Source organism: Terrabacter lapilli (assembly GCF_039531305.1).
In the GTDB taxonomy this organism is placed as follows: domain Bacteria; phylum Actinomycetota; class Actinomycetes; order Actinomycetales; family Dermatophilaceae; genus Terrabacter; species Terrabacter lapilli.
In genome coordinates, this window is record NZ_BAAAPU010000003.1 from 780330 (window position 1) to 794262 (window position 13933).

Consider the following 13933-nt stretch of genomic DNA (forward strand, 5'->3'; position numbering starts at 1 on the left):
CGGGCGTCGGGGACCGGCGGTGTCGAACCCAGCGAACCTGCCCGGCCCGGGCCGAACCGCGGACAGCGCTGCTGCCCCTCGCTGTAATGGAGGGAGCAGGAGAGCGTCGCGGGAGGCCCCATGTCCCAGCCGGTGGCGGGCTCGGCCGAGTCCGGCTGGGACAGCGTCTCCGCCGTCAACCCGCAGGAGTCCATCGACCGCCTGCTGCGCGACCTGCGCACCCGCCGCACCGGCCTGACCGACCGCGAGGCCGCTCGCCGGCTGGTCGTGTTCGGGCCCAACGAGCTCACCCGGCGCGGTGGCCGCACGTGGCCGCGCGACCTGGTCCGCCAGCTCGTGCACCCGCTGGCGCTGCTGCTATGGGTGGCGGCTCTGCTCGCGCAGGTCAGCGGGGCCGGCGCCCTCGCCGTCGCCATCGTCGTGGTGATCCTGCTCAACGCGCTCTTCGCCTTCGCCCAGGAGCGGCACGCCGAGCAGGCGGTGGAGGCGCTCGCGGCCTACCTGCCGGTCACGGTTCGCGTCGTGCGCGACGGCATCCCGAGGCCGGTGGAGGCGCGCGAGCTCGTCCCGGGTGACGTCATCGTCATCGAGGAGGGCGAGCGGATCTCCGCGGACGCACGGCTGCTGACGGGCGCCGTCGAGGTGGACCTGTCCACGCTCACCGGGGAGTCGCTGCCCCTGCTGCGCGAGGCCGAGCCGTTCGACACCAGGGGCCCGGTCCTCGAGGCCCGCGACCTCGTCTTCAGCGGGACGAGCTGCACCGAGGGCGAGGCCACCGCGGTGGTCTTCAACACCGGGATGCACACCGAGCTCGGTCGGATCGCGGCCCTGTCGCAGCGCGTCGGTCACGAGGACAGCCCGCTCGAGAAGCAGGTCAAGCACGTCGCCCGCCTCATCGCCCTGGTCGCCGTCGGGATGGGCGTGGCGTTCATCCCGATCGGCACCCTGGCTGCGGGCCTGTCGCTCGGTGACGCCGTGAACTTCGCCATCGGGCTGCTCGTCGCCAACGTCCCCGAGGGGCTGCTCCCGACCATCACGCTCGCCCTCGCCGTCGCGGTCCGCATCCTGGCCCGTCGGGGCGTGCTCGTGAAGCGCATCTCCGCCGTGGAGACCCTGGGCTCGACCAGCGTCATCTGCACCGACAAGACCGGCACCCTCACCCTCAACCGGATGCGTGTCACGCGGGTCTGGACGCTGCCGCAGGTCCTCGACCTGACAGGCCCACCGCCCGAGGTGGACGCCCCTTCGGCCACCGCCCGGTTGGTGAGGGCGGTCGTCGCCTGCAACAACGCCGAGCTCGATCTCGTGCCGCCGAGCGACGAGCGGGGTGACCCGACCGAGCTGGCCCTGCTGCACCTGGCGGTGGCGCTAGGGCTCCCGCACAGCCGCAGCGGCACGGAGCGGGCGGCGCAGTTCCACTTCGACCCCGAGCTGCGGCGCATGTCGACGGTCGACCGGGGACCCGACGGCGTCAGGGTGCACGCCAAGGGCGCCCCCGAGGAGGTGCTGCGCCTGTGTGGCCGGGTGGCCGGGCCGGACGGCGACCGGGCGCTGCGGGTCGAGGAGCGTGACGCGGTCGGTCAGGTCGTCACCCGATGGGCGCGTGACGGCCTGCGGCTGCTCGCGGTCGCCGAGCGGCACATCGACGAGAGCGAGCTGCCCGGGCTCACCCGGGAGCGGGCCGAGCGGGACCTCACCCTGCTCGGCGTCGTCGGGATGACCGACCCACCCCGGCCCGAGGTGGCCGGTGCGGTCGCGCGCTGCCACTCGGCCGGCATACGGCTGCTCGTCGTCACCGGCGACCACGGGCTGACCGCTCGGGGGATCGCGGAGGAGGTGGGGATCGGTCGGGACGGCCTGCGCGTCGTCACGGGCGCCGAGCTCGACGACCTCCCGGAGGCGGAGCTGGACGAGCTGCTCGCCACCGGGGAGGAGCTGATCTTCGCCCGCAGCTCGCCCGAGGACAAGATGCGCATCGCCGACGCCCTGCAGGACCAGGGCCACGTGGTGGCCATGACCGGTGACGGGGTCAACGACGCCCCTGCCCTGCGCCGCGCCGACATCGGCGTGGCCATGGGCCGCTCCGGCACCGACGTGGCGCGCGAGGCGGCCACCATGGTGCTGACCGACGACAACTTCGCCTCGATCGTGGCGGCCGTCGAGGCGGGCCGCCGGGTCTACGACAACGTCCGGAAGTTCATCGTCTACATCTTCGCCCACGCCACCCCCGAGGTCGTCCCGTTCCTGGCCTACGCCCTGTCTGGCGGGCGGATCCCGCTGCCGCTGACGGTGATGCAGATCCTCGCGATCGACCTCGGCACCGAGACCCTTCCCGCCCTGGCGCTGGGGCGTGAACGTGCCGAGCCGGGACTGATGTCGCGGCCGCCGCGCGAGCGCACCCAGAACGTCATCGACGCACCGATGCTGGCGCGCGCGTGGGGGCTGCTCGGCGGCATCTCGGCCGTGCTCGTCATGGCGGTCTTCCTGGTGACGCTGGTGCAGGGAGGCTGGCAGCTCGGGGACGACGTGGACTCCGGACCGCTGCACCACGTCTGGCAGCAGGCCACGACGATGAGCTTCCTCGGGATCGTGGCCTGCCAGATCGGCACCGCCGTGGCGGCACGCACCCAGCACGCGTCACTGCGGCAGGTCGGGGTGTTCAGCAATCGGCTGCTGCTGTGGGGGTTCGCCTACGAGGTCGTCTTCGCCGCTGCGCTCGTGACCGTGCCGCCGCTGCAGGAGGTCTTCGGCACCGCCACGCCCGAAGCGTGGCAGGTCCTCCTGATCGTGCCCTTCCCCGTGCTCGTCTGGGGCGCCGACGAGCTGTGGAGGTGGACGGTCCGACGTCGTGCCGCCCGCGTGCTGGCGGGGCACCCGGAGACCGAGGCCGCACGGGCCGCCGCTGCCCCGAGGCCCTAGTGGTAGAAGGCCCCGACGTTGGGCACCGCCGGGTGCGCGCGCCCTGCAGGCCCTGCGGCGAAGGCGCGCAGCAGGTTGTCCACCATCCCGGCCACCACTCCCGCCGTCACGCCCTTGGCCCCGGCCTCGGGCAGTCCCTGGGTGAACCAGATGCTCCCGGACGCGAAGACCCCGGCGCCGCTCGGCACGGTGTACCAGACGCTGTCCGAGAAGCTCGACCTGCCTTCGCACCGCACGGGGGAGTGGGGGAGGATCTCCATGCGGGCCGGCCGCGGCGCCTTGAGGTTCACCCGGTCGTACTCGTAGCCCACGATGTGCGTCAGGTGCAGGCCGGTGCGAGCCGGCGTGCCGGCGTACAGCCAGTTGGACGGGTCGGTCACGACCATGTCCGTCTCGACCGGGTTGCAGGCGTAGAGGACCCCGGTGAGGTCGCTCTCGGGCCGGGGGACCGGCGGCTCGCGCCAGTCGACCGTGACGTCCGCGTCGGCGTGGCCGAGGAGCGGGTCGGGACTGCCCTTGAAGTTGACCTCGAGCCGGTCGGGACCCGTGGGGCCCGCCTCGAGGCGGATGTGGCGGAAGACGTTGTTGGCGCCCAGGAAGGCGACGTTCACGCCCGCATCGCGCGCTCTGGTCACGGACTGGCGCATCGCCAGGGACCAGTACTCGTCGTGGGACAGGAAGACCACCGCAGCCGCCCCGTCGAGCAGGTGAGGGTCGGCATGGACGTCCACGTCGGTGGCGTACGCGGCCGGGATGCCGATGCGCTCTGCGCGGGCGATCGTGGGGAGGTCATCGGCGAGCATCTCGTCGGACCGCTTCACCGAGTACGGCCGGTCGAACGAGACGACCACGGACCGGTCGGAGTAGTCCCGCCTGCCGTGGTAGAGGTTGTAGCCGCCCCAGTCGTTGTACGCCTGCCACGTCGTCACCTCGTTGACGAGCACGACGCGACCCCGGGTCACGGGGGAGCGCACCGTGAACGGGATGAACCGCTGCCCCACCTTCGAGTCGAGCCGGATCAGGTAGGCGCCCGGCGGCCAGGTGCGCGTCTGCAGCTGCAGCGAGGTCGGCCACGACGTCTGGACGGTCCGGGTGGCGGCCACGAGGGTCGCCGGCGCCTGGACGGTTCCCTTGACCGGTGCCGACTGCCACACCTTCGCCCCGCCGACCGCGCCGTACCAGCCCATCCGGTAGGCCGTCGCGGTCCAGGTGGGGGCTGATGTCGAGACGTGCAGCCCCACCGGCTGGCCGGGCAGCACACCGGCCCGGTCGGTCCACCCGTCGAGGGCGCCGTCGGGCGCCTGGCGCGTGAGGCCCCAGCGCGGGTCCAGCACGAGCCGGGCGCGGGACGTCGGGTGCGTGGCGGACGCCGTGCCGGGGGGTCTATCCGTCGGACGGGTCGGCGGGGCCGGCCCGGTGCTCGGGGAGGTGGTGCACCCGGCCTGGGCCAGCGCGGCCGCCACGAGCAGCACGACTGGGGACCACCGGGGGCGGAGACGGGTCACGCAGCGGAGGCTAGGGTCCGGGACTGTGAGTCACCTGACGCGTTCCCGACCCGACGCCGAGCGGTCGGACCCACGGCGGCGGGTGCCCGTCTTGCGCAGTTCTTGCAAAAGCCCAGCAGCGACGAGCGCCGAAAACGACAATTCGGGTGGTAACCCTCTCGTCGTCCTCCGGAGTCCCCCATGTCAGCCGCCCTTCGCTCCCTCACCGCCCTGCTCGTGGTGGCCGTCTCGGCGCTCGTGGCAGCCCCTGCGGCGAGCGCGGCGTCGGCGGTGCCCTCCGTGAACCGCACCCGCGCGATGTGGGTCTGGGACACCAGCACACCCCAGGCGACGGTCGACCTGGCCGTCAGCAGCGGCATCGGCCAGCTCTTCGTGGCGGTCCCGCCCAACCTCTCGACCTCGAGCCAGCTGCCCGACATCACGGCCCTGAGCCAGCGTGCCCGGGCTGCCGGCATCCGCGTGGACGCCCTCGGCGGTGACCCGACCTGGGTCGACAATGCGAGCTGGGTGGTGACCTACTGGCTCAAGCCGGCGAAGAGCTCGGGCCTGTTCACCGGCATCCACACCGACGTCGAGCCGTACTCCCTGCCCGCCTGGACGACCCAGCAGTCCACGGTGGTGGCCGGCTACCTCACGCTGCTCGACAAGCTGAAGGCCAACGCCGGCACCAAGCCGCTCGAGGCCGACATCCCGTTCTGGTTCGGCACCATCGCGGCCAGGTCGAGCACGGGCGGCTCCTCGACCCTCGACCGCGAGATCATGAAGCGCACCGCCGGCGTCACCGTGATGAGCTACCGCAACACGGCCACCGGCCCCGACGGCACGCTCGACATCGCGTCCGCGGCACTCGCGGCCGGTGCGTCCCTCGGCAAGCCCGTGCGCCTGGGCCAGGAGACGACCTACCTCGGCGACACGGCGTCCGAGCAGAAGCAGACCTTCTTCGGGTGGACGCGGACCGACATGGAGACCCAGCTGTCGCTCGTCGACTCGGGTGCGGCGGCATACGGAACGTATGCCGGCCTGGCCATCCACGACGCAGGCGGCTATGCGGCTATGGCGCCCTGAGACGGCGAACGGCGCCGACCCGTGAGGGCCGACGCCGTCCGGGCCCGGGGCGGAGAGGCTGCCCCGGGGGCAGCGGGGGCTCCTTCGGTCAGAGACCGAGCAGCCGGTTGAGCAGGCCGGCCAGGCCGGTGAGCCCGTTCCCGTCGAGCAGCCCCGCAACCGCGCAGAGCAGGTTGCCGAGCAGGTTGCCGGCACCCGTCTGACCGGTGATGTTCAGCACCACCTGGTTGAGGTCGACGTTGAGGCCGAGCAGGTTCAGGTGCAGCGGGCCGAGGACGAGGTTGAGGATGTCGCAGCTGTTGGCGGCGGCAGCGCTCGTCACGGCCGTGGTGGTCGTCTGGGCGGGCAGCTGTGTCACCGCGCCCGTCAGCGAGGTGACCGTGCCGGTGACGACACCCGTGACGGCGAGCTGGCCGTTCTGGTTCGTGAACCCGGTGGGCGTGAAGAGGCCGTTGAAGGTGCCCAGTGCACCGAGGTCCTTGGTCAGCGTGGCCGGCGCGAGGCTGGCCTTGGGCGTGGTCGCTGCCTGGGCAGCGGTGGGCGCGGCCGTGGCGGGGGCGGCCGACGCGGCGGCCGCGGGCACGAGGCCCAGGGCGGCGGTGGTGACGAGGGTTGCTCCGGCTGCGCCCAGCTTCGTCTTGAGGTTCATCGAGGGGACTCCTTGATCGGTGCTGACGGCCTCGTGGGCCGGCGGTCACCAACGAAGAGTCCTCGGGACGTAGCGGATGACGCGTTGCACGACGCGCATCCAGGCCGGATCGGGGCGTGACCGACGCCGCTGAGCACGGCTCGGCCCCCACTGTGGGACCACGTGCGCCGGAAAGGTCGGGAAGGCCCGCGTCATGCAGCGCGGGCCAAGGCGTCCGGGCCCGGTGGCCTAGCGGTCGAGCACGCCGCGATGCGTCATGTCGTAGGCCGCGAGCACCTCCAGGAGCAGCTCGGAGGCCGCCTCGGCGACGCCGAGGCGGGCGTTGGGCCGGGTGTCGCGCAGCACCTCCAGGAACACCTCGTGGTGCACGCGGCACATGTCCAGCAGGTTGACACCGGAGACGACGGCGCGGCGACCGAGGCCGTAGGCGGCCTCCCGAACCGCCTCGTCCTGGCGTGGCAGGAAGCGCAGCAGGGTCGTCCGGTAGTCCTGAGTGAGGTCGTCGAGGACGGTGCGGGCCTCGCTCACGGCCGGGTGCTCCCTGAGCCCCAGCTGTCGCTCGACCCGGCGCCGGCCAGCATGGCCAGGCCCTCCTCGAGGTCGAGCGCTGTCGGGACGTCGCCCGTGCCCATGCCGAGGCGGACCATGGTGAAGGCCACCTCGGGCTGGATCCCGACGATGACGGTGCGTGCCCCGCGCAGGCGGGCCATCTCGGCGACCCTCCTCAGGGTGTGCGCGGCGAAGGAGTCGATCACGTCGAGGGCAGCCACGTCGATCACGACCCCACGGGACCGGTGCCGGCCGATCTGCTCGATCAGGTCGTGCTCGAACCTCGCCAGCTCGGAGTCGTCGAGCGCAGTGTGGACCGATGCGACGAGGGTCTGTCCCTGTCGCATGATCGACACCAGGGCCGGTCCGCCGTTCACGAGCTGGTGCCGCCCTCCTTCCGGGTGACGGTGAAGCCGAGCAGCCGCTCGGCCTCTTCGAGGCCGCCCTGCAGGTCACCGATGGTGTTCATCTTGCTCAGGTCCACGCCGATCGTGACGAGGGTCTGGGCGATCTTCGGCGACAGCCCGGTGATGATGACGCTCGCACCCATCAGGCGTGACGCGTCGACGGTCTGGACCAAGTGGTTCGCGACCGCCTCGTCGACGTCGGGCGACCCGGTGATGTCGATGACGACGACCTTGGCCCGGTGCGTGCGGATGCCCGCCAGCAGCTGCTCGGTGAGCTGCCGGGCGCGCTCACTGTCGAGCACGCCGATGATCGGCAGGATGAGCAGCCGCTCGCGCACGGGCAGGACCGGCGTCGAGAGCTCGCGGATCGCGTCCTGCTGCTGGCGGATGACCCTCTCGCGTTCGTCGACGAAGCTGACGGCGACCGTGTTGGCGATCCGGTTGGCGGCCGGCTCGTAGGCGTCGAGCACCTCGTTGAGCAGGGAGAAGTCCCGCTGGTACTTCTCGAAGAGCGACCGCGCCAGCACGTCGCGGAGCAGCAGTACGATCCCCACGACCTCGTGGGTCTCGACCCCTCGCGGGATGATCCGCTCGGAGAGGTCGCGCGCGTAGTGCTGGAGCGCCTCGACGCTGCCGGTCTCGAGGACCTCGACGTAGTTGTCGTAGACCGAGGTCGTCTCGGCAGCCATCTCCTGCGGCGTCATGGCGGTCAGCAGATGCGCCTGCTGGATGCGCTCGGACCACTCCTGGCGCAGACGGGTGCGGTGCTCCCGCAGGTGCGCCACGAGCTGGGACAGCAGGTGCTCGCCGCCGCTCGCGAGCGGGTGCAGGGCGCTCTCCTGCGCGAGCTCGCGCTCCTCGTCGGTCTGCTGGGGCCGATCATCCATGGTCGCTCTCCCATTTCGTGATGGTCACTGTCGTCCCGTGGCCGGGTTCGCTGGCGATGGCGAACTCGTCCATGAGCCGGCGCACGCCTGGGAGTCCCAGGCCGAGGCCGCCGTACGAGCTGAAACCGTCCGTCAGCGCCCGGCCGACGTCCGGGATGCCGGGTCCGCCGTCCCGGGCGACGATCTGGATGCCCCGCCGAGGGCCGTCGAGCAGCTCGACGACGACCTCACCGGAACCGGCGAAACGGACGATGTTGCGGCACACCTCCGACACCGCGGTCGCGATCACCGTCAGCTCGGTCGGACCGAAGGCGAGGCGCGCGGCGAGCTCGCGGGCGGCTCCACGGGCGGCGACGATGTCGGGGTCGGCGGCGATCGCCACGCGCAGGCTGCCGTCGCGCTGCTGGCCCCGTTCGAGCAGCGGCTCGCTCAGGCGCGCGCAGAGGTCGCACTCGAGCAGGTGCTGGGCCGCCTGCACCTCCCGCTGGCGTCGCTGGTCCCCGCTGCTGAGGGCGACCATGACCGGACGACAGCGGTCGGTCGGCGGCTCGGCCTGTTCGAGGGCCAGGAGGTACTCAACCCTCAGCCGCGCCCGCGTCCGGTTGAGCGAGGCGGCGACGGCTCCGGCGGTGCTTCCCTCACGTTCGGCCAGGGTCCGCGTGTCGGTGCCGGTCACCTCGTGCGCGAGCAGCGTGCGCCGCTCGCGCTCGCCCAAGCGGGCCAGGGCCGTCGCCATGGCGGACTGCTCCTCGTCGATCACGACGCGCGCGTCCGGAGGCTCCGGTGCGCTGAGGTCCAGGGCACGGTGCTGGTTGCGGCGCTTGCGGTCGTCGTCGCGCCACATGGAGGCCACGACGTTGCGGGCCGTCACGATGGCGTACGGCTCCAGCATGCCGTCCTCGATGGTCGGCATGGCCGCGAGGACGCGGGTGAGCGTCTCCTGGACGAGGTCCTCGGCAGCCGGGTGCGAGCCGACCCGGGCGTGGACGATGCGCCGGACCATGGGCACCAGGTCCGCGACTCCGTCGGCGCTCTGCTCGGGGTTCTCCCCGGCGCGCTCAGTCACGCTCACGACCGGAACGTACCCTTCGACCCGTTTCGGGCCATGGCCGCGGACTGGTCCGGCTCGGTACGGACCCCCACGTGGCCCGGTCGCTACTGCGCGAGCTCGAGGTCGAGCCGGACGAGAAGGTGCTCGAGTGCAGCCTCGAACTCCTCCTCGGCGTGGTCCTCGGTGAGCTGGGACCGCAGTCGCGCCAAGGTCGGGAAGTCGGCGAGGTCGAGGCCCTCGTCGCGATTGGGCAGCTCAGCGTCGCCCTCGTCGAGCGGCTCCTCGGCCGGGGACATCTCGGCCCCCTGCATCGCGGACTCGAGCAGCAGGTGCCCGAGCAGGAAGCTCGTGAACGTCCGGTATGTCGTCACGGCGTGCTCGTCGGTGAAGCCGCGGGCTCGCAGGCCGTCGAGGAATGCCTCGACGATGCGCAGGCTGCGCAGCAGCGGGCGCAGCCAGGGCGCCGCCGGGTGCCGGGTGGCGATCAGGGGGAACGCCGCGGGGTGCTCGAGGGCGAGCCGGCGCACGTCGTGGGCGAGCACCTGCAGGAAGCCCTGCCAGCCGTCGACGGGCTTCAGGTGACCGGGAGCCGGGACCTCGATCGTCTCGACGAGCGCGTCGACGACGGCCTCCAGGAGGTCCTCCCGGCCGTTGACGTAGCGGTAGAGCGACATGGCCTCGACGTCGAGGGTCGAGCCGAGCCGGCGCATGGTCAGCGCGGAGACCCCTTCGGCGTCGATGAGCTGGACGGCGGCGGTGACGATGCGCTCGCGGCTGAGCCCGGGCCCCGGGCGGCCGGCTGGTGGCCGGTGGGCCAGGCGTTCACCCTCGGGCTCCTGCGGTGTGCCTGTGGCGCCGCCCTGAGCGTCGGAGGCGGGGTCGGTCGGGCCCAGCGGAGTCATGGGTTCTCCTTTCGCTCGACCACCTGTCTACCGCATGGGTCGAGCACCGGCTGCAGGGGCCGCCGGCCGGCGGCGTTTGGGGTGCTGCCGCGCGGGTACTCGGGTCTCGACAAACACTCGACAGGTATGGACAGACCATGGACACGAGATCGCTGCCACGGCAGGTCCATGCGGTTCCCGCAGTCGTGTTGGTCCGCGGGGTGGGCCGGGTAAGGGGGAAATGACCGGTTTACAACGTAAGGGAGCCAGGCACCATGACAGACAACCTCAGCGCGGCAGCGACTGACCTCTGGAGGACGGTCGCGGTCTTCGTCCCGAAGCTCGTGGCCTTCCTGCTGATCCTGCTGATCGGCTGGTTCATCGCGAAGGCGATCGGCAAGGCCGTCGACAAGATCCTCGAGAGGGTCGGGTTCGACCGTGCCGTCGAGCGAGGCGGCGTCAAGAAGGCGCTCGCCAAGAGCCAGTACGACGCCTCGGGCATCGTGGGCAAGCTCGTCTACTACGCGCTGCTCCTCTTCGTGCTGCAGCTCGCCTTCGGCGTGTTCGGCCCGAACCCGATCAGCGACCTCATCACCGGCGTCATCGCCTTCCTGCCCAAGGCGATCGTGGCCATCATCATCGTCGTGGTGGCCTCCGCCATCGCGGCTGCCGTCCGTGAGCTGATCGCCAACACGCTCGGCGGCCTGTCGTACGGCAAGGTCCTCGCCAACATCGCCAGCGTCTTCATCCTCGGCCTGGGCATCATCGCGGCCCTCAACCAGGTCGGCATCGCCACCACCGTCACCATGCCGGTGCTGATCGCCGTCCTCGCGACCGTCGCCGGCATCCTCATCGTCGGCGTCGGCGGTGGGCTCGTCCGGCCCATGCAGTCGCGGTGGGAGGGCTACCTGCAGACGATGTCGCACGAGAGCGGCCGCATCCGCGAGCAGGTCCAGCAGGCCCCGAGCGTCGGCGAGCAGGCCCGTGCGGCCAAGGCGCGCTACGACCAGTCGGGCCAGGAGGACCTCGAGGCCCAGGCGGCCGACGACTTCTACCACGACCGCCCCGCAGCCGGCGCCACCCGTGTGGTCGACGGCGGCTACGACGGACACGCCTGAGCCGGCCACGCCCGCGCACAGGCACCGAAGAGACCAGCAGATCCAACCCCACGTGGGTCCTGCGCCGACGCCTTGTGTCGGTGGGGGCCTGCACCGTGAAGGAGAAGCAGATGATCAGCACCAACGAGCTCAGCACCCTGCCCGGCACGACCGTCTACGGCAGTGACGGGGAGAAGATCGGCCGGGCCGGTCAGGCCTACGTCGATGACCAGAGCGGGCAGCCGGAGTGGGTGACGGTGAACACGGGCCTGTTCGGGACGAAGGAGACGTTCGTGCCGCTGCAGGGCGCGCAGCTCTCCGGTGACGGGCTGACGGTCCCGTTCACGAAGGACCACGTCAAGGACGCGCCGAACGTCGACCCGGAGAACGGGCATCTGGACGAGTCGGAGGAGCAGCGGCTCTTCGCGCACTACGAGCTGGGCGGCGCGGGCTCCGGCGGCGACGGGCAGACGGGCACGGTCAGCGGCGGCGGCGGCGGCGTCGGCCACGCCACGGACGGTGCGGGGTTCTCGAGCGAGGACGAGGCCGCCACGGTGGGGCATGACACGTCGGGTCCGACGACCGATGAGGCGATGACCCGCTCGGAGGAGCAGCTGCAGGTGGGCACCGAGTCGCGTGAGTCGGGTCGGGCCCGGCTGCGCAAGTACGTGGTGACCGAGCAGCAGACCGTGCAGGTTCCGGTCACCCGGGAAGAGGTGAGGATCGAGCGGGAGCCGATCACCGACGCGAACGTCGGGGAGGCGATGGACGGTCCGGCGATCTCGGAGGAGGAGCACGAGGTCGTGCTGCACGAGGAGCAGCCGGTGGTGGACAAGCAGGCGGTGCCGGTCGAGCGGGTACGTCTGGGCAAGGAGCAGGTCACGGAGCAGGAGACCGTCTCGGAGCAGGTGCGCCAGGAGCGCATCGAGGCCGAGGGTCCTGGCGTCACCGACGACCGCGCCTGAGCCGCATACGTCACGACACGACTGCGCCCCCGGGTGGTCCTCGGACCGCTCGGGGGCGCAGTCTGCTGTCGACAGGGGAGCGAGGTCGTCGGTCAGGTGAGCGGCTGGCCCCCGGTGACGCCGATGACCTCACCGGTCACGTAGCTCGACTCCTGCGAGGCCAGGAACACGTAGGCCGGCGCAAGCTCGGCCGGCTGCCCGGCGCGGCCCAGCGGGGTCTGCTCGCCGAAGCCCTCCACGTTGCCGCTGGGCATGGTCGCCGGGATCAGCGGGGTCCAGATCGGGCCGGGGGCCACCGCGTTGACCCGGATGCCCCGCTCGGCGAGGGACTGGGCGAGGCCCTGGGTGAAGGCGACGATGCCCGCCTTGGTGGTGGCGTAGTCGAGCAGCTCCGGGGAGGGCTGTCGCGACTGGATGGACGAGGTGTTGATGATCGTGGCGCCCGTGCCGAGGTGCGGCAGGGCGCGGCGGCTGAGCCAGAACATCGCGTAGAGGTTGGTCTTCATGACCCGGTCCAGCTGCTCGGTCGTGATGTCCTCGAGGCCGCCGGGCTGTGCCATCTGGTATGCCGCGTTGTTGACGAGGATGTCGATGCCGCCGAGGTGCTCGACGGCCTCGTCAATGACCCGGTTGCACTCCGACTCCTGGGTGAGGTCGGTGAGGCACACGACGCCGCGCCGACCGGCATCCTCGACGAGGCGACAGGTCTCCTTGGCGTCCGCCTCCTCCTCGGCCAGGCAGGCGACGAGGACGTCGGCGCCCTCCCGGGCGAAGGCGATGGCGACGGCACGCCCGATGCCGGAGTCGCCCCCGGTGATGACAGCCTTCTTGCCCGTCAGGCGACCGGACCCCTGGTACGACTGCTCGCCGTGGTCCGGCTTCTCGGGCATGTCCTCGGTGAGCCCCGGGTGCGGGATGGTCTCCCCGTCGGTCTCGGGCTGGTCGTACTGGCTGCTGGGGTCCTGCGGCGTGTGCTGGTCGGACCTCTTCTGGTCGGACATGGTGGATCCTCCTCGATCTCGGCGGGGTCGATGGGTGTCGATGGGTTCGGTGCGCGACGAGCGGGCTACGGCCGGCTCTGCGGGGTCACGTCCACGGCGCCGGTGTCGATGACGTCCAGCGCGACCTCGTGCAGCTTGCGGTTCGTGTTCTGGCTGGCGATGCGCAGCAGGTCGAAGGCCTGCTCGCGCGTGAGCTTGTGCTGGGCGATCAGGACCCCGACCGCGGTCCCGATGTCGCGGTTGGAGGACAGGGCGCGTTCGAGGTTCTCGACCCGGTCCCGCAGGTGCGCAGCGCTGACCGCCTGCGCGGCATGGGTGGTCAGCAGGAGCCCTTCGGCGAGGTCGTGGTCGTCGAAGGCGTCGGGCTCCTGGCCGTAGAAGTTGAGGCCGGCGATGACTCCTGCCGCCTCGAGCTTCATGCGGAAGGAGAGCATGCTGTGCAGTCCGAGCTCCTGGACGACGCGCCTGCCGTACTCCGGCCACCGGTCGTCCTCGGCCAGGTCCTTGGGCTGGTAGACGGTCTGGTCGACGATCGCGTCGATGCAGGGACCGGATCCCACCTCGTACTGGATGGCGTCGGCCCGCCGCGCCACCTCGTCGGTGGCGGCGGCCGTCGTGAAGCGGTCGTGGCTGATCGTCGTGATGCTGGCCGCCCGCGCGCTGGGCACCCGCTCGACGGCCAGCTGCGTGACGGCCTCGAAGGCGTTGCGTTCGGTGGACCCGGCGATCTGCTCGCCCAGGCGCTCGTAGTCCTCAGCCACCTGCCGCAGGTGGTCCGGCACGTCGCCGTCCGTGGTCTTGTCGTTCATCGCCGCGGGCTCCCGTCGGTCTCAGCCCCCCCCGGAGAGCAGGCGGGGAAGGTGGGCAGGGACGGCGCCTCCGGGTCGAGGCGCCTGACCATTGCTTCAGCCGGCTGGAGCCGACTCATCTGGGCCATACCCAGCCGCCCGTCATCCA

At 71.7% G+C, this 13933-nt stretch carries 13 protein-coding genes; 4 read left to right on the forward strand and 9 right to left on the reverse strand.

The features are described from left to right. The first annotated feature begins 120 nt into the window (after nucleotides 1–120). Nucleotides 121–2919: a cation-translocating P-type ATPase gene (locus ABD241_RS05005; protein WP_344059034.1), complete on the forward strand. Its 2799-nt coding sequence runs from the start codon at nucleotides 121–123 to the stop codon at nucleotides 2917–2919. Here ABD241_RS05005 and ABD241_RS05010 read toward each other — a convergent pair. Then, nucleotides 2916–4424, reverse strand: coding sequence for a N,N-dimethylformamidase beta subunit family domain-containing protein (locus ABD241_RS05010; protein WP_344059036.1), 1509 nt, complete (start codon nucleotides 4422–4424; stop codon nucleotides 2916–2918). The genes ABD241_RS05005 and ABD241_RS05010 overlap by 4 nt on opposite strands. Before the next feature lie 180 nt (nucleotides 4425–4604). Between ABD241_RS05010 and ABD241_RS05015 the strand changes: the two genes are divergently transcribed. Continuing rightward, nucleotides 4605–5489, forward strand: coding sequence for a hypothetical protein (locus ABD241_RS05015; protein WP_344059038.1), 885 nt, complete (start codon nucleotides 4605–4607; stop codon nucleotides 5487–5489). 88 nt (nucleotides 5490–5577) lie between these two features. Here the strand turns inward: ABD241_RS05015 and ABD241_RS05020 are convergent, their stop codons facing one another. The 6 genes from ABD241_RS05020 to ABD241_RS05045 form a co-directional block, all read right to left on the reverse strand. After that, complete coding sequence (locus ABD241_RS05020) at nucleotides 5578–6138, reverse strand: ABC transporter substrate-binding protein (protein ID WP_344059040.1); 561 nt, start codon at nucleotides 6136–6138, stop codon at nucleotides 5578–5580. A 228-nt stretch (nucleotides 6139–6366) separates the two neighbouring features. Next, the gene (locus ABD241_RS05025) at nucleotides 6367–6666 is read right to left on the reverse strand and encodes a phosphatase RsbU N-terminal domain-containing protein (protein ID WP_344059042.1); all 300 of its coding nucleotides are present in this window, start codon (nucleotides 6664–6666) and stop codon (nucleotides 6367–6369) included. Then, on the reverse strand, nucleotides 6663–7064 hold the full coding sequence (locus tag ABD241_RS05030) for an STAS domain-containing protein (protein WP_344059044.1): 402 nt from the start codon (nucleotides 7062–7064) through the stop codon (nucleotides 6663–6665). Before ABD241_RS05030 ends, ABD241_RS05025 begins: the two co-directional genes overlap by 4 nt. Further along, nucleotides 7061–7981, reverse strand: coding sequence for an STAS domain-containing protein (locus ABD241_RS05035; RefSeq protein WP_344059046.1), 921 nt, complete (start codon nucleotides 7979–7981; stop codon nucleotides 7061–7063). Before ABD241_RS05035 ends, ABD241_RS05030 begins: the two co-directional genes overlap by 4 nt. Further along, nucleotides 7974–9053 carry a sigma-70 family RNA polymerase sigma factor gene (locus ABD241_RS05040; protein ID WP_344059048.1) on the reverse strand — a complete coding sequence of 360 codons (1080 nt, stop codon included), beginning with the start codon at nucleotides 9051–9053 and terminating at the stop codon, nucleotides 7974–7976. The genes ABD241_RS05035 and ABD241_RS05040 overlap by 8 nt, the downstream gene beginning before the upstream one ends. A gap of 83 nt (nucleotides 9054–9136) precedes the next feature. Further along, the gene (locus ABD241_RS05045) at nucleotides 9137–9934 is read right to left on the reverse strand and encodes a TetR/AcrR family transcriptional regulator (protein WP_344059050.1); all 798 of its coding nucleotides are present in this window, start codon (nucleotides 9932–9934) and stop codon (nucleotides 9137–9139) included. A 254-nt stretch (nucleotides 9935–10188) separates the two neighbouring features. Here ABD241_RS05045 and ABD241_RS05050 point away from each other — a divergent pair, with 254 nt between their 5' ends. Further along, the gene (locus ABD241_RS05050; RefSeq protein WP_344059052.1) at nucleotides 10189–11031 is read left to right on the forward strand and encodes a mechanosensitive ion channel family protein; all 843 of its coding nucleotides are present in this window, start codon (nucleotides 10189–10191) and stop codon (nucleotides 11029–11031) included. Nucleotides 11032–11141: 110 nt separating this feature from the next. After that, nucleotides 11142–11975, forward strand: a complete 834-nt coding sequence (locus ABD241_RS05055) for a DUF2382 domain-containing protein (protein ID WP_344059054.1) — start codon at nucleotides 11142–11144, stop codon at nucleotides 11973–11975. A gap of 92 nt (nucleotides 11976–12067) precedes the next feature. Here ABD241_RS05055 and ABD241_RS05060 read toward each other — a convergent pair whose 3' ends face one another. After that, entirely contained in the window at nucleotides 12068–12976 is a 909-nt protein-coding gene (locus tag ABD241_RS05060; RefSeq protein WP_344059056.1) for an SDR family oxidoreductase, read from the reverse strand. 65 nt (nucleotides 12977–13041) lie between these two features. After that, on the reverse strand, nucleotides 13042–13785 hold the full coding sequence (locus ABD241_RS05065; RefSeq protein ID WP_344059058.1) for an ANTAR domain-containing protein: 744 nt from the start codon (nucleotides 13783–13785) through the stop codon (nucleotides 13042–13044). Nucleotides 13786–13933 lie beyond the last annotated feature (148 nt).

What these genes read in the sequence shown, in the direction of transcription:
- ABD241_RS05005 (WP_344059034.1), top strand. Translation starts at nt 121, where the DNA reads ATGTCCCAGCCGGTGGCGGGCTCGGCCGAGTCCGGCTGGGACAGCGTC.
- ABD241_RS05015 (WP_344059038.1), top strand. Translation starts at nt 4,605, where the DNA reads ATGTCAGCCGCCCTTCGCTCCCTCACCGCCCTGCTCGTGGTGGCCGTC.
- ABD241_RS05020 (WP_344059040.1), bottom strand. Translation starts at nt 6,138, where the DNA reads ATGAACCTCAAGACGAAGCTGGGCGCAGCCGGAGCAACCCTCGTCACC.
- ABD241_RS05035 (WP_344059046.1), bottom strand. Translation starts at nt 7,981, where the DNA reads ATGGATGATCGGCCCCAGCAGACCGACGAGGAGCGCGAGCTCGCGCAG.
- ABD241_RS05045 (WP_344059050.1), bottom strand. Translation starts at nt 9,934, where the DNA reads ATGACTCCGCTGGGCCCGACCGACCCCGCCTCCGACGCTCAGGGCGGC.
- ABD241_RS05050 (WP_344059052.1), top strand. Translation starts at nt 10,189, where the DNA reads ATGACAGACAACCTCAGCGCGGCAGCGACTGACCTCTGGAGGACGGTC.
- ABD241_RS05055 (WP_344059054.1), top strand. Translation starts at nt 11,142, where the DNA reads ATGATCAGCACCAACGAGCTCAGCACCCTGCCCGGCACGACCGTCTAC.
- ABD241_RS05060 (WP_344059056.1), bottom strand. Translation starts at nt 12,976, where the DNA reads ATGTCCGACCAGAAGAGGTCCGACCAGCACACGCCGCAGGACCCCAGC.
- ABD241_RS05065 (WP_344059058.1), bottom strand. Translation starts at nt 13,785, where the DNA reads ATGAACGACAAGACCACGGACGGCGACGTGCCGGACCACCTGCGGCAG.